The sequence below is a fragment of the Dyella sp. LX-66 genome (assembly GCF_018599165.1).
GTDB lineage: Bacteria > Pseudomonadota > Gammaproteobacteria > Xanthomonadales > Rhodanobacteraceae > Dyella_D > Dyella_D marensis.
Genome location: NZ_JAHFVJ010000009.1, coordinates 25,055 through 44,794, shown reverse-complemented (window position 1 = coordinate 44,794; position 19,740 = coordinate 25,055). Strand labels below are relative to the sequence as shown.

Below are 19,740 nucleotides of genomic sequence, written 5' to 3'. Positions count from 1 at the left end.
TTTATGAACTATATGGTTCAATAAGTGTCGTCGATCGACGGTGAACTCGTAAATCCCACCTTCGTTCGACGCAGCGTTCCCCCAGACGCACCAATTGGTTTAGCCCGGATGGTTATTGCGGATTTGCAATAACCCGGATAAAAAGCATCACCCCACATTCTCCCCGGATGAAATGTCATGCACCCTAGCCAGAGCCAAAGCTGCACCGCTTTCGATGGCCACCGCCTGATCGCCTCGGGTCCGCTGCGCGAGGTGGCTGCCGCCACCAAGCAGGCGATCGACGCCGGCGCCAAGGGACCGGTGCTCGTGTTCGACGACCAGACCAGCCTGCCCGTGGAAATCGACTTCCGCGGCGGCGTGGACGATGTGCTGTCCCGCCTCGGCCTCGCCAGCGCGGCCACCGACACCGCCCCGCGCGGCCCGGGGCGCCCCCGCCTCGGCGTGGTGGCGCGCGAGGTCACCTTGCTGCCGCGCCATTGGGAATGGCTGGCCGCGCAGGCCGGTGGCGCCTCCGCCACCCTGCGCCGGCTGGTGGAAGACGCCCGCCGCGGCGAGCAGGACCGCGCCCTGCGCGCCGGCGAAGCGCTGGACCGCTTCATGCAGGCCATGGCCGGCGACCTGCCGCACTACGAGGAAGCCTCGCGTGCCTACTGGCGCGGCGAGCGCGACCGCTTCGGGCAATTGATCGAGACGTGGCCTTCCGACGTGCGCGATCATGCGCGTCGCCTGGCGGCGGCTGCCTGGAACGACGCGGACGCCATCGCCTGAAGCCCTGACGTCCCGCCGTTCGCTCCAGCCCGGAACCACCAGCTAGCCCATGTCCTCGCCAGCCACCCGCCAGCCCTCACTCACCGAAGGGCCGATCGCCCGCACCCTGCTGCTGTTCGCGCTGCCCATCATGGGCAGCACGGTGCTGCAGTCGCTCAACGCCTCCGTCAATGCGATGTGGATCGGCCACTTCCTGGGCGAGTCGGCGCTGAGCGCGGTAAGCAATGCCAGCCTGATCGTGTTCCTCCTGCTCACCGCCGTGTTCGGGGTGAGCATGGCCAGCACCATCCTGGTCGGCCAGAGCCTGGGCGCGCGCAACATGGTGGAAGCCAAGCGCGTGGTCGGCACCGGCGTCACCTTCTTCGTGGCGCTGTCGACGCTGGTCTCGGTGTGCGGCTACTTCAACACCGCCTGGATGCTCCACCAGCTGGGCGTGCCGCCGGATGCCATGCCGTACGCCGTGCCCTACCTGCGCATGGTGTTCGTGGCCATGCCGTCGATGTACTTCTACAACTTCCTGATGATGACCCTGCGCGGCGCCGGCGACGCGCGCACGCCCTTCATGTTCATGGGCATGTCGGTGCTGCTGGACATCGCGCTCAATCCGCTCTTCATGTTCGGCTGGGGTCCGGTGCCGGCGATGGGCACCGCCGGCTCGGGCTTCGCCACGCTGATCTCGCAGAGCGTGGCCCTGGTCGCGCTGCTGACGACGCTGTACCGGCGCAAGCACTTCCTGCGTCTGACCGGCGACGAGCTGGCGTATCTGAAGCCGGATCCGGCGATCCTGCGCGCGCTCATCTTCAAGGGCCTGCCGATGGGCATGCAGATGGTCGTGATCTCCTCCTCGGCCATGCTGATGATGCGCCTGGTCAACGGCTACGGCTCGCAGACCACCGCCGCCTACGGCGCCGCCACCCAGCTGTGGACGTACGTGCAGATGCCGGCGATGGCGATCGGCGCGGCGGTGTCCTCGATGGCGGCGCAGAACATCGGCGCGCGGCTGTGGGACCGCGTGCACCGCATCGCCCGCGCCGGCGTGGCCTACAACTTTCTGTTCGGCGGCACCCTGATCGCGCTGATCTATCTTTTCAACCGCGCTGCGCTGCACCTGTTCCTGCCCGGCGACGGCGAGGCGATCGCGCTGGCCCAGCACCTGAACATGATCGCGGTGTGGTCCTTCCTGTTCTTCGGCATCACCTTCGTACTGTTCGGCGTGGTGCGCTCCACCGGCGCGGTGTGGCCGCCGCTGATCGTGCTCACCATTTCGATGTGGCTGATCCGCCCGCCGTTCGCGTTCGCGCTGATGCCGAAGCTCGGTGCCGACGCCATCTGGTGGAGCTTCCCGCTCGGCTCGCTGGCCTCGATGCTGATGGCCATGGCGTATTACCGCTGGGGCGGATGGCAGAAGGCGCACATGCTGGCGCCGCCGGCTCCCGCGCCAGCGCCAGGCCTGCCCGAAGCCGCGGCCGCCGAAGCCGCCGACTAAACTAAACAGCCCCCGCCCGTTGCCACGCGACTGTCATGCCGCGTGCCTAAGGTCGGGCGGATGACCCGTCCCCTCCTTCGCTGCCGGCGGCGCGCATGAGCTTCTCGCGCCGCCGTTTCCTGCTCGGCGCCGGCGGTGTGCTCGCCGCGCCGCTGTTCCCCGGACTGCTGCGCGCGGCGCCGGCCATGCCGATGGCGGACAAGCGCATGGCGCCGCAGCTGGCCGAGCCGAACAAGCCGCTGGTCAATCCCACCACGCTGGCGCGCTTCGTCGACGCCTTGCCGCTGCCGCCGGTCGCGCACCCGATCGGGCAGCGCGAGCACCCCGCGCATCCCGGCCGGCGCCTGCCGCTCTATCGCATGGAAATGCGCGCGTTCCAGGCGCGCCTGCACCGCGACCTGCCGCCCACCACGCTGTGGGGCTACCAGGGCAGCAGCCCCGGCCCCACGCTGGAAGCGCGGCGCGGCGAACCCCTCCTCGTGGAATGGGCGAACGCGCTGCCCACGCATCATCTGCTGCCGATCGACCACACCATCCACGGCGCCGAAAAAGACCGCCCCGACGTGCGCACCGTCGCGCACGTGCACGGCGCACGCGTCGGCCCGAACGACGACGGCTGGCCGGAAGACGCCTTCGCGTCCGGCCACTCGCTGCTCTACCGCTACCCGAACGCGCAGGACGCCGCGACGCTCTGGTACCACGACCACGCAATGGGCATCACGCGCCTCAACATCTATGCCGGCCTGTACGGCGCCTACCTGCTGCGCGATCCGGAAGAACAGGCGCTGGCCCTGCCTTCGGGCGAATACGAACTGCCGCTGATGCTGTGCGACCGCCTGATCGCGCGCGACGGCCAGCTCTACTATCCGGTGTCCGACGATCCGGCCGCGCCGTGGGTGTCCGAGGCCTACGGCAACGCCACGCTGTGCAACGGCAAGCTGTATCCGTACCTGGAAGTGGAGCCGCGCCGCTATCGCCTGCGCCTGATCAATGCAGCGAATGCGCGCCACTACGAACTGAGCCTTTCCAGCCGCCGCCCCTTCGTGCAGGTCGGCAGCGACCAGGGCCTGCTCAGCGCGCCGCTGGAACGCATGCGCCTGGAGCTGTATCCGGCCGAGCGTGCCGACGTGGTGGTCGATTTCTCCGGCCTCGACGGCAAGACGGTGGAACTGCGCCAGCCTTCCGAACCGCTGCTGCAGTTCCGCGTGCGCAGCCGCGACAGCAAGAGCGTGGCTTCGGTCGCCGTACCCGCCGCCTTGCGCGCCGTGCCGCGGATGGATGCCGCCACGGCCGTGCGCGAACGCATCCTCACCGTCGGCGAGATGGACGACGCCAACGGCAATGCGATGATGATGACCCTGGGCGGCCATCACTGGTCCGACCCCATCACCGAAGATCCCGTGCAGAACAGCGTGGAGATCTGGAGCCTGGTCAACCTCACCGGCGACGCGCATCCGATCCATCTGCACCTGGTGCGCTTCCAGATTCTCGAGCGCCGTCCCTACGACCTGTTTGCCTGGAACGAGCGCAAGGAACTGAAGTACACCGGCCCCGGCCAGCCGCCGCCGCCGCATGAGGCCGGCTGGAAGGACACGGTGCGCGCGGACGCCGACATGGTCACCCGCATCATCGTGCGATTCGAGGGCGAGCCCGGCAAATACGTGTGGCATTGCCACCTGCTCGAGCACGAAGACAACGAAATGATGCGTCCTTTCAAGCTGTTGCCGAAAGCCTGAAAAAAACGCTGGTTTTTGCGCTATCGCAAGCCTTTGCGCCTGTCGCGGCGCTGTCATCTGCGCCGCCATCGCTGTCGCTTCGCTGCCAACGCAACGTCATGGGCGAAGACCATGCTCCGCGCCGGCCGCGTCATTCCACGGCACGCGGCCGCATCAGGGGGACCACGTTGCAGCCTTCGCGTTGCAGGAGTCCAAAGTCATGCCCAAGCTTCACGGCTGTCCGCGTTACCTGCCGTTCCTCACCGCTGCGCTCGCCACCGTCCTGGCCGGCGCGGCGGGTGCGCAAACCACTAACGCCGAGCAGGATGCCGCGTTCCGCCATGGCATTCCCGGCGCCGGCACCAGCCCGCGTCCGGGCGTACCGGGCGGCATCGTCACGCTGCACCGTCCGGGCGAGCCGGGCGACCGCAGCGACCGCACGCGCACGCCGGTCAAGCACGTGATCCTGCTGATCGGCGAGAACCGCACCTTCGACCACGTCTACGCCACCTACACGCCGCCCAAGGGCCAGAGCGTGCACAACCTGCTGTCCGAAGGCATCGTCAACGCCGACGGCACGCCGGGCCCGAACGTGGCCCTGGCCAAGCAGTGGCAGGCCACCGACACCGGCAAGTTCGCTGTCGCGCCCACGCACACCACGCCCTACGCCATGCTGCCGGCGATGAACACCGGCGGCGCGCCGACCCAGCCCTACTTCGCTTCCGCCGCGCAGGCCGAAGCGGTGGAGCCCGGCCTGCCCGCGGGCGAGTACGGCCAGCTCGCCAGCGGCGGCACCGGCCTGCCGGGGCACGTGGTCGATACGCGCTTTCCCACGCAGTTGCCGAACGCGCCCGTCGACATGAGCGCCTCGCTCAGCTACGACGACTACGCCAACAGCCCCGTGCACCGCTTCTTCCAGATGTGGCAGCAGCTCGACTGCTCGGCCGGCGCCGCCACGCGCAGCAACCCGAGCGGCTGCCGCAACGACCTGTTCCCGTGGGTGGAAACCAGCTTCGGCGCCGGCAGCAACGGCGCGCCGCGTCCGGCCAACTTCGACGAGCAGACCACCGGCGAAGGCTCCACCGCCATGCAGTTCCTTAACATGGCCAAGGGCGACGCGCCGTACTTCAACGAGCTGGCGCGCGACTATGCGCTCAGCGACAACTTCCATCAGTCGGTGATGGGCGGTACCGGCGCGAACCACATCATGCTCGGCTACGCCAGCCTGATCTATTACGCCGATGCGCAGGGCCGTCCGGCCACGCCGCCGGGCAATCAGATCGAGAACCCCGATCCGATGCCGGGCACCGACAACTGGTACACGCAGGACGGCTACGGCGGTGGTTCCTACGTGAACTGCGCGGACGAAAGCCAGCCGGGCGTGGCCTCGGTAAAGGACTACCTGCGCAGCCTGCCGTACCGCAGCTTCCGCGGCGGCGACTGCAAGCGCGACGCTTATTACCTGGTCAACAACTACAACCCCGGCTACATGGGCGACGGCACGCCCGCGCCGCTGGGCGCCGACCAGTTCACCATCCCGCCGACGCGGCAGGAGAATCTGGCCCTGCTGCTCAGCCGCCATCACGTGAGCTGGAAGTACTACGGCGAAGGCTGGGGCGACGGCAAGGAGAACGGCGAGGCCGGCACCTTCTGCAATATCTGCGATCCGTTCCTGTACTCCACGCAGGTGATGACCGATCCCAAGCTGCGCGCGAACAACCAGGACATCAACGACCTGTATCGCGACATCCAGAACAACACCTTGCCCGCGGTGGCAATCGCCAAGCCCGACGGCATCCTCGACGGCCATCCGGCGTCGTCCAAGCTCGGCCTGTTCGAAGGCTATGTGAAGAAGATCGTGGACATGGCCAAGGCCAATCCCGAGGTGTGGAAGGACACCGCCATCGTGGTCACCTTCGACGAAGGCGGCGGCTATTGGGATTCCGGTTATATCCAGCCGATCGACTTCTTCGGCGACGGCACGCGCATCCCGATGCTGGTGATCTCGCGCTACTCCACCGGCGGCCGCGTGGTCCACACCTATTACGACCATGTCTCCTTCGACAAATTCGTCGAAGCCAACTGGGGCCTGCACGAGACCATCTCGCCGCGCGGCCGCGACAACCTGCCGAACCCGCGCGCGCGTCCGGGCAATCCGTACGTGCCGGTGAATGCGCCGGCGCTGGGCAATCTGATGGACATGTTCGACTTCGGCCGCTACGCGCGGCATGACGCCGACGGCGACGACAACGACGACCTGCAGGACTGACGGTCGCTCAGTCACCGCGCCGTGGCCATGGGGCCATGGCGCCTCCGCGCCGGTGCCACAGGGAGGTGGCGCCGGCCAGCATGGATCACCGGGCAGGGCTTACCGATGCAAGTGGCTTATCAGCTGGCGCGCTTCGTCCGCGCCGCGCTTACCGTAGTACTGCTGTCGTCCGTGCTGGCGCCGCACGCGCACGCCGACGCCGGCGATTTCCAGGCGATGCCGGGCTTGTGGAAGATCGTCACGCATGCCAAGGGCACACCGCATGAAACCGTGGCCTGGCATTGCGTCGATGAGGATGCCGATCCGTGGGCATCGTTCGCGCTGCCGCCGCCGGAGGCGAGCTGCCAGCGCAGCGACGAACACCGCAGCCGCACTTCGCTGGACTGGCAGGTGCAGTGCCATGCGCCGCCCGCGCTGCATGGCCGGGTCGTGTTCGATTCGCCCGAGCATTACACCGCCACGCTGAGTGCCGAAGGCGCCGAACCGCTGCAGCGCGTAGAAGGCCGGCGCTACGCCGCCTGCACCAGCCCCAAGGATTGATCGACAGGTCGCGAATGTTGGGGTTCGCTGCGCTCACCCCAACCTACGCGTTCTTTCAGGCGCCTTGGCTGGCCGCCTTCAACGCACGCTTCGCCTGCCGCCGCGCGCGCCGCGCGTCCTTGCGCGCCTTGCGGTCGTAGACGCGCAGGTAGATCGCCGGCGTGCTGAGCAAGGTCAGCAGCTGCGACACGAACAGACCGCCCAGGATCGCCACGCCCAGCGGCTGGCGCATCTCCGAACCCGCGCCGAAGCCGATCGCCAGCGGCAGCGCCGCGCCCATCGCCACCAGGGTGGTCATGGTGATCGGACGGAAGCGCACCAGGGCCGCTTCGCGGATCGCCTCCGGCGGCGAGCGGCCGTGTTCGCGTTCGGCGACCAGGGCGAAGTCCACCATCAGGATCGCGTTCTTCTTCACGATGCCGATCAGCATCAGGATCGCGATCACCGACATCATGGTCAGCTGGGTATGCGTGACCAGCATGGCCAGGAACGCACCCATGCCCGCCGCCGGCAAGGTGGAAAGAATGGTCAGCGGATGCACCAGGCTCTCGTAGAGGATGCCCAGCACGATATACATGGCCATGATCACCGCGAAGAAGATGAACAGGCCATTGGTCAGCGCTTCCATCAGCTGCTGGTTGTTGCCGCTGTACTTTTTCTGCACGCCAGACGGCAGGCCGGCCGCGGCCATGGCGTCGTCGACACGGCGCAGCCCTTCCACCTGCGATACGCCATCGGCGAGGTTGTAGCTGATCGACGACGATTCCAGCTGGTTGTAGTGGCGGATCTCCAGCGGCGCGATGTTCGGCTCGATCTTGGCCACCGCCGATAGCGGGATCATCTTGCCCTGCGTATTGCGCACATAGGTGTTGAGCAGCGTGTCCGGGCTGATCGACTGCGCCGCCGAGGTAAGCACCACCCAGTACTGGTTGATGTCCGAATAGATCACCGACACCGGACGCTGTCCGAACGCGTTGTACAAGGCCGTGTCCACCGACGCCGCGCTCAGCAGCAGGCGGCCGGCCGCATCGCGGTCCACCTTCAGCTTCTGCTGCTTGCCGATGGCATCGAAGTTGGTGGTGACGTCGCGGAATTCCTTCAGGCCGCGCATGACGCGCGCCAGCTTGAGGGTCGGGCCCTGCAGATCGGTGCCGTCGGCGCTGCTGAGCTGGAACTGATACTGCCCGCCGCCGCCACCACCCCCGCCGCCACCGCCGAGAAACTGCAGCGGGGTCAGCGAGGCGGTGATGTCCGGGATGGCCTTGTACTGCGCATCCAGGCGCTTGATCACGTCCTTGACCGGGTCGTGCCGCTGGCCGGGCTGCTTGCCCAGGGGCTTGAGATCCACGAACAGCGTGATGCTGTTGCCGACCGCGCCGTTGTTGTTGTTGCCGCCAAGGATGGTGGTGACGTCCAGCACCGCCGGATCCTTCAGCATGATCGCGCCCATCTTCTGCGCGCGCTCGGCCAGCAGGGTCGGCGAGATATTGGCGTCCAGATTGAAATTGGCCTGCAGCATGCCGATGTCTTCTTCCGGCATGATGCCGCCGCCCGCGGTCTTGGCCACCGCGAAAGCCAGCACGCCGGTCAGCAACAGCAGCAGCGGCGGCTGCCAGCGCATCAGGCCGCGATGGCGCATGGCCCAGTCCAGCGAGCGCTCGTACACGTGCAGCAGCCAGCCGTCGAAGCGTTCGGCCAGGCGCGACAGCGCGGAGGCGGGCTTGCCGTCAGGATGTTCGAGTGAGAGATAGCGCCCGCACAGCGCTGGCGTCAGGGTCAGCGAGACGATGGCCGAGATCACCACCGTCGCGGTGAGCGTCACCGAGAACTCTTTCATCAAGGTGGTGAAAAAGTTATTGCCGAACAGCATCGGCGCGAACACCGCCACCAGCGACAAGGTGATCGAGACCACCGTGAAGCCGATCTCGCGCACGCCGATCAGCGCCGCCTGCAGCGGCCGCTCGCCGGCTTCCATATGGCGCACGATGTTCTCGATCACCACGATGGCATCGTCGACCACGAAGCCGATGCACAGCACCAGCGCCACCAGCGACAGCGTGTTCAAGGTGTAGCCGAGCACCCACATCAGCACGAAGGCGCCGGCCAGCGACAGCGGCACGCTGAGCATGGCGATCAGGGTGGGGCCGATGCGGCGCAGGAAGATCAGCATCACCACCGCCACCATGGCGATACTGAGCAGCAGCGCCACTTCCACTTCGTGCAGTGCGGATTTGGTGGTCTGGGTGAGGTCGAAGATCGGGGTGATCTTCACGTCCGCCGGCATCAGGTGCTGGAACTCCGGCAGCTTGGCGCGGATCGCATCGGCCGTCGCCACGGCATTGGCGTCGGCGCGCTTGCTGATCTGCATGGCCACCGTGCGGTCGCCGTTGAACCAGGCGGCCTGGAACTCGTCCTGCTGGCCGCTGGTGATGGTGGCGACATCCGACAGCCGCACCGGCGTGCCCTTGCGCGAGGCGATCAGCAGCGCGCCGAATTCGTCGGCGGTATGCAGCGAATCGTTCGCCAGCACCGTCATCTGCGTCCAGCCATTGCTCAGCACGCCCTGCGGCGCGGTGACGTTGGCCGCGATCAGCGCATTGCTGACGTCGTCGCTGGTGAGCTGCTTGGCGGCAAGCGCATCCGGGTTCAGCGCCACGCGCACCGCATGCGGCGTACCGCCGAACACTTGCACCTGGGCCACGCCCGGCACCTGGGCCACGGCGGGCTTGAGCATGGTGTCGGTGAGGTCGTAGAGCTTGTCCGGCGGCAGGCTGGTCGAGGTGAGCGAGACCAGCAGCACCGGAATCTGCGAGGTGTCGAACTTGAAGTACTGCGGCGGACTGGGCATGCCCGACGGCAGATCGGGCTGGGCGGCATTGATGGCCGCCTGCACGTCGCGCGCGGCCTTGTCGGCGCTGCGGCCGAAATTGAACAGGATCTGGATCTGCGTGGCGCCGTCGTTGGTGGTCGACACCATCTGCCGGATCTCCGGGATCCGGCCCAGATGCCGCTCCAGTGGCGCCACCACCGAACTGGCCATGGTCTGCGCATTGGCCCCCGGCATCTGCGCGAACACCACCACGCCGGGAAACTCAATGGTCGGCAGCGCCGCGACGCCCAGCAGCAGATAGGCCCAGAAACCGGCCAGCACCAGCCCGATGGCGAGCAGCGAAGTGCCGATGGGGCGACGAATCAGCGGCGCAAAAATGTTCACAAGGCTTCCGTACCGGAGGTGCGCTGCGCGTAGCCTGCATGGCGAATCGGCGCGCACCGGGGAGTACCGATGCGACGGGCATCGGGGGCATGGGCAATCATATCGGCTATAAGACCGCGCCACCCGTGACGCGCGGATGTGCCTTTAGTCCGGCCGTGTCGAAAGGCAGGGGGCTTCTTGAGCTCAAGAGCTTTTTTCTGCGCTTCGTAGAAACGTTGTCGCTAGAGCGGCCCCTCACCCCAACCCTCTCCCCGGAAGGGAGAGGGGGATGCAGGGCGGCGCGAAAATCCAGCGAAGAGCTCGCGGCGCAGCCGCGGCGTTCCGCTTGCGCGCTTTTGCTTTTGATCTTGCTCTTGATTCACCGGGTCCCCTTGGCGCCGGCGGTGAGGGCTGGACGAAAAGGCCCCGAAGGGGGCGAGGACAGGAGTCCTCGCCTTTTTGATCAGGGCATGGATGCCCTGTCAAAAAGCCCGGCCAGCCCTCACGGACCCTCGGCAGCTTTGCTGCTGAGGGCGCCAAGCAGGGTGCCCTCTCTTTTTGGTTACTTTTTCTCTGGGCACGCAGAGAAAAAGTAACTCGGGCCGCGGCAGCGGCACGAAACACTCGCCGACAGGCGAGACAACCTAGCATCAGCGCAACAACCGAGCGATACCGTTACTGGATCCCGGCCTACGCCGGGATGACGAGCAAAGGTCAGGCCGCCTGCCCCGCCGCCTTGAGCGCGCGCTTCGCCTCGCGCCGCGCCCGCCGCGCCGCCTTGCGCTCCTTGCGATCGTGATTCCACAGATAAATGGCAGGCGTACTCAACAACGTAAGCAACTGCGACACCAACAACCCACCCACAATCGCCACACCCAGCGGCTGCCGCGTCTCCGCGCCAATACCGAACCCGATCGCCAGCGGCAACGCCGCACCGATCGCCACCAGGGTCGTCATCGTGATCGGCCGGAAGCGCACCAGCGCCGCCTCGCGGATCGCCTCCGGCGCCGGCAGGCCGTATTCGCGCTCGCGCACCAGGGCGAAATCCACCATCAGGATCGCGTTCTTCTTCACGATGCCGATCAGCATCAGGATCGCGATCACGCCGATCAGCGACATCGGCGTCTGCGTCACCAGCATGGCCAGGAACGCGCCCGCGCCGGCCGCCGGCAAGGTGGAAAGAATGGTCAGCGGCTGGCCCAGGCTCTCGTACAGAATGCCCAGCACGATATACATGGCGAAGATCGAACCCAGCAGCAGGAGCATGGAGTTGTCCTTGCTCTCCTGCAGGTTCTCGTTCTCGCCGGTGTAGCCGATCTTCACGCCGGCCGGCAGGCGCGCCTCGGCCACCAGCTGGTCGATCAGCTGCATGCCCTTGTCGCGCGGGAAGTCCGGCGGCAGGTTGTAGTAGATCTGCACCGCTTCCATCTGGTTGTAGTGGTTGACGATGGAAGGCGTCACGTTCGGCTCGATCCTGGCCACCGCCGACAGCGGCACCATGCCGCCGGTGCCATTGCGCACATAGGTGTTGAGCAGGGTGCCCGGGGTGAGCGTGTGCTCGGCGCTGGAGGTGAGCACCACCCAGTACTGGTTGATGTCCGAATAGATGATCGACACCTGGTTCTGGCCGAAGGCGTTGTACAGCGCCGTGTCGACCATGCCCATGCTGATGTTGAGCCGGCCGGCGGCCTGGCGGTCCACCTTCAGCATCTGCTGCTTGTCGATATTGTCGTAGTCGCTGCTGACGTCGCGGAACGGCGGGCGGTCCTTCATCAGCTTGGTCACTTTGTAGACCCAGGGCTGCAGGTCGATGGTGCTGGCGCTGATCAGCTGGAAGCTCTCCGCACCCTGGCCGCCGCCACCGCCGCCGCCGTTGAAGAAGCTCAGCGAACTCAGCGACACCTGCACGTCAGGCAGCAGCTCGTACTGCTTGCGCAGGCGCTCGACCACCTTGTCGATATGTTCCGGGCGCTCGCCGGGGCCGTTGCCCTTGGGCTTGAGGTCGACGTACATCACTGACTGGTTGCCCACCGCGCCGCCGGCATTGTCGGCGCCGAGGAAGGTGGTGACGTCCAGCACCGCCGGGTCCTTCAGCATGATCTCCGCGGCCTTCTGCGCGCGCAGCGCCATCAGGCTGGGCGAGATATTGGTGTCCGCGCGCACCATCGCGCGGATCAGGCCGATGTCTTCCTTGGGCATGAAGTTGAAGCCGGCGGTCTTCACCACCGCCATGGCCAGGCCCACGGTCAGCGCCAGCAGGATCAGCGGCTGCCAGCGCATCAGGCGGCGGTGATGCATGGCCCAGTCCAGCGCGCGCTCGTAGGCGCGCTGCATGCCGCGGTCGAAGCGCTCCACGGCGCGCTCGATCCGGCCCGGCTCGCGCTGCTCGCTTTCCTGCTTGAGCATCCAGCCGCACAGTGCCGGCGTGACGGTGAGCGAGATCACCGCCGAGATCACCACTGCGGCGGTCAGCGTCACCGAGAACTCGCGCATGATCACGGTGAACTGGCTGTTGCCGAACAGCAGCGGCACGAACACCGCCACCAGCGACAAGGTGATCGAGATCACCGTGAAGCCGATCTCGCGCACGCCCAGCAGCGCCGCCGGCAGCGCCTGCTCGCCGTGTTCCATGTGGCGCACGATGTTCTCGATCACCACGATGGCGTCGTCCACCACGAAGCCGATGCACAGCACCAGCGCCACCAGCGACAAGGTGTTGAGCGTATAGCCCAGCGACCACATCACGATAAACGCGCCGGCCAGCGACAGCGGCACGCTCAAGGTGGCGATCAGGGTCGGGCGCAGCCGGCGCAGGAACACCAGCATCACCAGCGCCACCAGCAGGATGCTCAGCAGCAGGGCGATCTCCACCTCGTGCAGGGCCGAGCGGGTGGTCTGGGTGAGGTCGAAGATCGGCGTGATCTTGAGATCCGCCGGCAACCACGAGCGCATTTCCGGCAGCTTGGCGCGCACCGCGTCGGCGGTGGCCACGGCGTTGGCTTCCGGGCGCTTGCTTACGCGGATGGTCACCGAGCGCTGCCCGTTGAACCAGGCCGCCTGGTATTCATCCTGCTGGCCGCTGTAGACCTTGGCCACGTCCGACAGGCGCACCGGCGTGCCGTTCTTCACCGAGATCAGCAGCTGGCCGAATTCTTCGGGATCGTGCAGGGCGTCGGTGGCGGTCACCGTCATCTGCGTGGTGCCGTCGCTCAGGATGCCCTGCGGCGAGGTGACGTTGGCCGCGCGCAGCGCATTGCGCACGTCGTTGCCGGACAAGCCCATCGCCGCCAGCTGCGCGTTGTTGAGCTCGACGCGCACCGCCTTGGGCCGCCCGCCCATGATGCGCACCTGCGCCACGCCGGGCACCTGCGACAGCACCGGCTTGATCAGCGTGTCGGCCATGTCGAACAGCTTGTCGGGGCTCTGCGTGGTCGAGGTCATCGACAGCAGCAGCACCGGCATCTGCGAATTGTTGAATTTGAAGTAGCGCGGCGGGATGGTCATGCTCGAGGGCAGGTCCACCTGCGCGGCATTGATCGCCGCCTGCACGTCGCGCGCCAGCTTGTCGGTGGACTTGCCCGGCTCGAACAGCAGGATCACCGAGCTGGAGCCGTCATTGCTCTCCGAGCTCATCTCCTTGATGCCGGGAATACGCCCCAGGTGCCGTTCCAGCGGCGCGGCCACGGTGGACGCCATGGTCTGCGCGCTGGCGCCGGGCACTTCCGCATAGACCGACATGCCGGGGAATTCCAGCGCCGGCAGCGCGGCCACGCCGATCAGGATGTAGGTCCAGATGCCGGCCAGCGCCAGGCCCAGTGCAAGCAGCGAAGTGCCCACCGGGCGGCGGATCATTGGAGCGAAGATATTCACGTATTCCCCGGGCGGCGCCTCCTGCGGCGCTCCGCAGGCGGGACTTTATGCCGGGGGGCACATGCTTGGGATGTGCCTGAAGTGTGTAGCGCGCATAGGCCACAGGTTGGGGTGAGGCCACCCCAACCCGTGCTTGCCGCGGTCAGTGCGCCGGGCTGTAGCGCAGCGTCAGGTAGGCGGTGCGGCCCAGCTGGTTGTAGAAGCGCACGGTCTCGTAGCGGTGGTCGAACACGTTGGCCACGCGGCCCTGCAGGGTCCAGCCCGGCTGGAAATGCCAGCTCGCGCGCAGGTCCACCGTGGTGTAGCCGCCCAGGCGCTGCAGGTTGGCCGCGTCGTCGTAGCGGTAGCCCTCGGCATTCACCGTGCCGCCGATGCTGAAGGTGCCACCGAGGTCGCGGTCCAGGTCGAGGCGGGCGATGCGTTCCGGACGGCGCGCCAGCAGGTTGCCGCGGTTGGGATCGTCCTCGCCGCGGTTCTCCGCCTTCTGGAAGGTGAGGTAGCCGCGCAGGTGCCAGCCGTCGACGTCGGCGCCGGCCTGGCCTTCGATGCCGCGGATGCGCGCCTGGCTGACGTTGATCGGCACGAAGAAAGCGTCGTAGCCGATCAGGTCGTCCACCTTGGTCTGGTAGGCATTCACCGCCCAGTTCCACACGCCCGGACGCGCCGACAGGCCGATCTCCGCCGTGCGCGACTTCTCCGGTTTCAAGTTGGGATTGGCGGTGGCGAAACCGAACGACGGCGGGAAGTACAGGTCGTTGAAGGTCGGCGCGTGGAAAGCCGTGCCGTAGGAGGCGGTGAACTTCAGGCCGTTCTCGAAGCCGTAACCGTAGGCGGCCGAACCGGTGTTGTGGTTGCCGAACTGCTCGTTGTGGTCGTGGCGCGCCGACAGTTGGATCTCGTGCGGCCCGAACTGGCCCTGGTACAGCGCGAACACGCCGGTGTTGTTGCGCTTGGTGCGCAGGTAGGCGGTGTCGCTGTCCGCGTGCTCCTGCTGGAAGTCCACGCCGGCGCTGAGCAGCTGGCCCGGCGCGAGTGTCACGTCGTTCTGCCAGCTGGCCTGGTTGCGGCGCGAGTACAGATGGCCGGCGGGCGCCATGTCGGCGCCGAGGTCCGCGCGGTTGAGATAGTTGTCGGCGCGGTCGATGTTCTGGCCGGCGCTCAGGCTCATCTTCCACGCGTCGAGCACGGCGAAGCGCAGGTTGGCGCCGGCCACCTGCTGCGAGCGGCGGGTGTAGTTCTGGAAGTCGCCGTCGTATTCGATGTCGCCCTTGCTCTTGAGCACGCTGGCGGTCAGTTCAGTGCCGCCGTCCCAGCGGTAGCCGCCGCTGAGCGCGCCGTTGTAGGTGCGGTAGCCATCGTTGTCCGGCTCATTGGTGAAGCAGCCGCCCACGCCAGCCGCCGCCGCGCGGCAGGCATTGATGCCGCGGGTGTACTGGCCGCCGACGCTGGCGTTGAACCAGGCATTGCGCGAACCGCCGGACAGGCCGAACTGGCCGTCGGCGAGGCGGTGGCTGCCCACGCCCACCGTGACCGACGGCGTCAGCGCTTCGTCGGGCTGGCCGTGGCGGGTGAAGATCTGGATCACGCCGCCGATCGCGTCCGAGCCATACAGGCTGGAACGCGGGCCGCGCACGATCTCGATGCGCTCGATCTGTTCCACCGGCAGCTGCTCGAAAGCCGGAATACCCGCGCCCACCGTGCCGATGCGCACGCCGTCGACCAGCACCAGCGTGTGCGAGGAATTGGTGCCGCGCATGAACAGCGAAGTCTGCTGGCCCAGGCCGCCGGCATTGCCGAAGGCCACGCCCGGCAGGCCGGACAGCAGATCCTGCACGGACTGCGGCTGCAGGCGCTCGATGTCGGCGCGGGTCAGCACGGTGACCGGCGCCAGCGTCTCGTCGATCGGGGTGGCGGTGCGGGTGGCGGTCACTACCACGGTGGGGAGCTGCCCGGCGTCGTTCTGGTCGGCGGCATGGGCCGCGGCGACGCAGGACAGCAGGACGGTGGCCAGCAGGGTCTTCTTCATTGCAACGTTTTCCTCGGCCGCGCCTCGCGCACGGCCCATCGATGACGAGCTGGCGGCATGACGGAGGAAGTAGCGCAAACGACGGCAGGCAAACGGCACCGGCACGTGGTCCGGCTGCGCCCTCCGCGAGCCACCAGGAAAGATATTCGGGCCGGTCTCCGGGCTTGCGAGTGCGCGTCGCCGCGCGATCCTCCGGCGGCCTTCCCGCACTCGTGGGAGCGCAGTGGCGTATCGCTGGAAGCAGAACTGCTCGCTTACCGTTGCGGGGGCAGCGCCGGCCTTGCCGCGAAGGCGCACCGGCTTCCCGTTTCATCCCTTGGCAGCGTGGCTTTGGGACACCCGAACGAACGCAACTTTAACGGGAGGGGCCAGGGCCTGGCAACGCAGCGCCCGGGCGCTGGGTGCGATGGGCCTCAGGTTTTTGCGTTCGTCGCATCGTTTCCCCAGCACGCGCTTCGAACGAAATCACTCTTGCATTTGGACGGCTGAATAGTCATCCAGCAAGCTTTGCGTAAGCTCTCTGCAAGTTTCGAGAAATATTGCGTTTTGCTGCCTAAGTAGCTGTTGCAAATGATGTATTACAAACTCAGGCGAGCGTAAATATTTTGTTGACGGGCGCTAATTCGCACGCTTATGTTCCGCCGGCGAATCGCTGGAACTTGCGTGTAGCACTCGAGGGCTTGGGGAAGTTCTCTCGGTGCGGGTCCGGTCTTGCGACATCTGCCGGCACGTTTTCCTGCGATTGGCAATTCGGCGCACTGCGCCTGTCGGCCGCAAAGGCCATCATGGGGAGAACGTAGATGATCAAGTTCCAGCACGCTGGTCGTGCGCCGCTGTGGCGCAAGACCACCCTCGCCGTTGCCTTGAGCATGAGCCTTGCCGGTGTGGCGATGGCGCAGTCCAACGCATCGGGCACCATCTTCGGCCGCGCCGACGACGCCGGCGCCACCGTCCATATCGAAAACGTCGATACCGGCCTGACGCGCGACATCGGCCTGGATTCGAGCGGCCGCTACCGCGCCGCATCGCTGCCGGTCGGCCGCTATCGCGTGAGCCTGCAGAAGGACGGTCAGACCCTCAACACGCGCGACAACGTGCAAGTGGTGGTCAGCACCGGTACCGAGATTTCGTTCACCGCCGCCGCTGCCGCAGCGACGGGTGCCAAGAACCTCGAAGGCATCCAGGTGGTCGCCAATGCGCTGCCGGCGATCGACGTTTCGTCGGTCGACTCGCGCACTGTGCTGACCTCCGAGCAACTGCAGAAGCTGCCGATCCTCAATAACGTCAATGCGGCGGCGCTGCTCGCGCCGGGCAGCACCAACAGCGACAGCCGCTACGGCAACGCCATCTCGATGGGCGGCGCATCCGCCGCCGAGAACCAGTACTACATCAACGGTTTCCCGGTCACCAATGCGCTCACCGGCCTGGGCTTCACCAGCCTGCCGTTCGACGCGATCGACCAGGAGCAGGTGTTCACCGGCGGCTACGGCGCTGAATATGGCCGTTCCACCGGCGGCGTGGTGAACATCATCACCAAGCGCGGCACCAATACCTGGAAGGCCGGCGCCGAACTGCTGTGGAGCCCGGCCAAGCTGGCCGCCTCCCAGCGCTACATCTACTACCCGGTGGGCAGCGGCCGCGTCACCGACGGCAAGGTGCTGTTCCGTCCCAACGAGAAGCTGACCCAGACGCAGGTCGGCGCCTACGTCGGCGGCCCGCTGATCAAGGACAAGCTGTTCTTCTACGGCAGCGGCGAATTCACCAAGAACACCGGCCGCGTGCAGTACGGCACCAACAACGGCACCAACGGCAATAGCACGCGCACCACCGACGACAGCAACCACATCACGCGCTGGATCGCGAAGGTGGACTGGAACATCACCGACAGCCACATCCTGGAGTTCACCGGCCTCGGCGAAGACGCCATCCAGGATACGGTGATCTACAACTACAACTACAACACCGGCGTGCAGGGCACCCTCAAGGGCACCGAGCACCAGAAGAACCAGGGCACCGCCAATTCGACGCCCGGCGGCCAGGTCTACGTCGGCAAGTACACCGGCTACATCACCGACAGCCTGACCATCAACGCGCTGTACGGCCGCAGCACGGCCGATCACGTCGACAGCGTGACCGGTGCCGCCGGCGTGGTGTGCCCGAACATCACCGACAACCGCAGCACTCCCAGCCGCATCAGCTGCGCGCCGGTGGGCGGCAACCTGCGCGTGCCGGGTGCGAACGACAAGACCCACGCCTGGCGCTTCGATATCGAATACCACCTTGGCTCGCATACGCTGCGCGGCGGTCTGGACAACCAGACCCTGGAATCCTTCTCCGGCCTCGCCACGCAGGGCGGCGCGCTGTGGACCTACTTCAACGCCACCGATGACTTCTCCACCGTACCGGGCATGAATATCCCGCCCGGCGCGACCGAAGTGGCCCAGCGCACCATCTTCAGCGCCGCCGGTAAGGTGAAGGTCGAACAGCAGGCGCAGTACATCGAAGACCACTGGCAGATCAGCGACCGCTGGCTCGCCTACATGGGCCTGCGCAACGAGCAGTTCAAGAACTTCAACACCGACGGCGTGGTGTTCCTGAAGCAGCGCCACCAGCTCGCGCCGCGCCTGGGCGTGACCTGGGACGTCAACGGCGATTCCACCTTCAAGATCTACGCGAACGCCGGCCGCTACCATCTGGCGGTGCCTTCGAACGTCGCCATCCGCGGCGCTGGCCCGCAGCGCTTCGAGAACCAGTACTTCGTCTATACCGGCGTCGACCCGGTGACGAATGCGCCGATCAACCCGACGCCGATCAGCTCGGTGTTCTTCGCCAACGGCGCCAACGGCCAGGCGCCGAACCCGGTGACGCTGGCCAAGAAGGGCATCAGCGCCTACTACCAGGACGAGTACATCCTGGGCTTCGACAAGGAGATCGCGCCGAACTACACCGTCGGCGCCAAGGCGATCTACCGCAACCTGAAGAGCATCATCGACGACTTCTGCGATGCCCGTCCGTTCCTCGCGCACGAAGCCGCCGCCGGCACGCCGATCACCAATCCGGCCTTCACCGGGTGGGAAACCAACGGCGCGCCCTGCCTGCTGTTCAATCCCGGCCGCGGCGCCACCTTCACCATCGACCACGATGGCGCCGGCACGCTCAAGAACATCACGCTGTCGAAGGAAGAACTCGGCTATCCGGACCTGAAGCGCAAGTACCTCGCGCTGAACCTCTACCTGGAGCATCAGTTCGACCAGAAGTGGTACGGCAAGATCGAGTACGTGTGGTCGCACAACTTCGGCAATTCCGAAGGCCTGCTGCTCTCGGACATCGGCCAGCAGGATCCGTCGGTGACCCAGGCGTGGGATTTCCCCGAACTGATGATCGGCTCCAGCGGCAACCTGCCGAACGATCGCCGCCACCAGGTGAAGGCCTACGGCTTCTACCAGATGACGCCGGAGTGGCTGATCGGCAGCACCCTGCTGATCGCCTCGGGCCGCCCGAAGAACTGCCAGGGCATCCCGCCGACCGATCCCTACCAGTACGGCTCGTCGTACTTTTATTGCAATGGTCACGTCGCGCCGCGCGGCAGCCAGGGCAACATGCCGTGGACGTACACGCTGAACCTCAGCGGCGAATGGCGTCCGGCCTGGGCCGACCACAAGCTGGCCTTCTCGATGGACGTCTTCAACGTCTTCAACCAGCAGAAGGCGCAGAACCGGATCGAGACCTACCAGCTGGGCAGCGGTGCGCGCAGCGGCACCTACGGGCGCATCCTGAGCTACACCGCGCCGCGCACGGTCCGCTTCGGCGCTCGCTACGACTTCTCGCTGTAAACAAGCAACGAGCGCCGGGGACGACCCCGGCGCGATCTCC

Annotated in this window: 9 protein-coding genes and 1 riboswitch; of the genes, 6 read left to right on the top strand and 3 right to left on the bottom strand. The window is 66.6% G+C overall.

Annotated features, from left to right (window positions below; all coding sequences use genetic code 11):
- Positions 1-177: 177 nt before the first annotated feature.
- The 5 genes from KK141_RS16785 (at position 178) to KK141_RS16765 (ending at position 6,778) form a co-directional block, all read left to right on the top strand.
- Complete coding sequence (locus tag KK141_RS16785; protein WP_214571135.1) at positions 178-768, top strand: DUF2239 family protein; 591 nt, start codon at positions 178-180, stop codon at positions 766-768.
- Positions 769-817: 49 nt separating this feature from the next.
- Entirely contained in the window at positions 818-2,254 is a 1,437-nt protein-coding gene (locus tag KK141_RS16780; RefSeq protein WP_214571134.1) for an MATE family efflux transporter, read from the top strand.
- Positions 2,255-2,349: 95 nt separating this feature from the next.
- Positions 2,350-3,990: a multicopper oxidase domain-containing protein gene (locus KK141_RS16775; RefSeq protein ID WP_214571133.1), complete on the top strand. Its 1,641-nt coding sequence runs from the start codon at positions 2,350-2,352 to the stop codon at positions 3,988-3,990.
- Positions 3,991-4,189: 199 nt separating this feature from the next.
- Positions 4,190-6,238, top strand: a complete 2,049-nt coding sequence (locus tag KK141_RS16770) for an alkaline phosphatase family protein (RefSeq protein WP_214571132.1) — start codon at positions 4,190-4,192, stop codon at positions 6,236-6,238.
- Between the two features lie 105 nt (positions 6,239-6,343).
- A complete protein-coding gene (locus KK141_RS16765; RefSeq protein ID WP_214571131.1) occupies positions 6,344-6,778 on the top strand; it encodes a DUF3617 family protein in 435 nt (144 codons plus the stop codon).
- A gap of 55 nt (positions 6,779-6,833) precedes the next feature.
- Here KK141_RS16765 and KK141_RS16760 read toward each other — a convergent pair whose 3' ends face one another.
- From KK141_RS16760 to KK141_RS16750, 3 genes are all read right to left on the bottom strand, one after another.
- The gene (locus tag KK141_RS16760; protein WP_214571130.1) at positions 6,834-9,992 is read right to left on the bottom strand and encodes an efflux RND transporter permease subunit; all 3,159 of its coding nucleotides are present in this window, start codon (positions 9,990-9,992) and stop codon (positions 6,834-6,836) included.
- 693 nt (positions 9,993-10,685) lie between these two features.
- Entirely contained in the window at positions 10,686-13,841 is a 3,156-nt protein-coding gene (locus KK141_RS16755; RefSeq protein ID WP_214571129.1) for an efflux RND transporter permease subunit, read from the bottom strand.
- A gap of 142 nt (positions 13,842-13,983) precedes the next feature.
- Complete coding sequence (locus KK141_RS16750; RefSeq protein ID WP_214571128.1) at positions 13,984-15,867, bottom strand: TonB-dependent receptor; 1,884 nt, start codon at positions 15,865-15,867, stop codon at positions 13,984-13,986.
- A 131-nt stretch (positions 15,868-15,998) separates the two neighbouring features.
- A riboswitch (cobalamin riboswitch) is annotated at positions 15,999-16,225 on the bottom strand.
- A 442-nt stretch (positions 16,226-16,667) separates the two neighbouring features.
- Here KK141_RS16750 and KK141_RS16745 point away from each other — a divergent pair.
- Positions 16,668-19,700 carry a TonB-dependent receptor gene (locus KK141_RS16745; protein ID WP_214571127.1) on the top strand — a complete coding sequence of 1,011 codons (3,033 nt, stop codon included), beginning with the start codon at positions 16,668-16,670 and terminating at the stop codon, positions 19,698-19,700.
- Positions 19,701-19,740 lie beyond the last annotated feature (40 nt).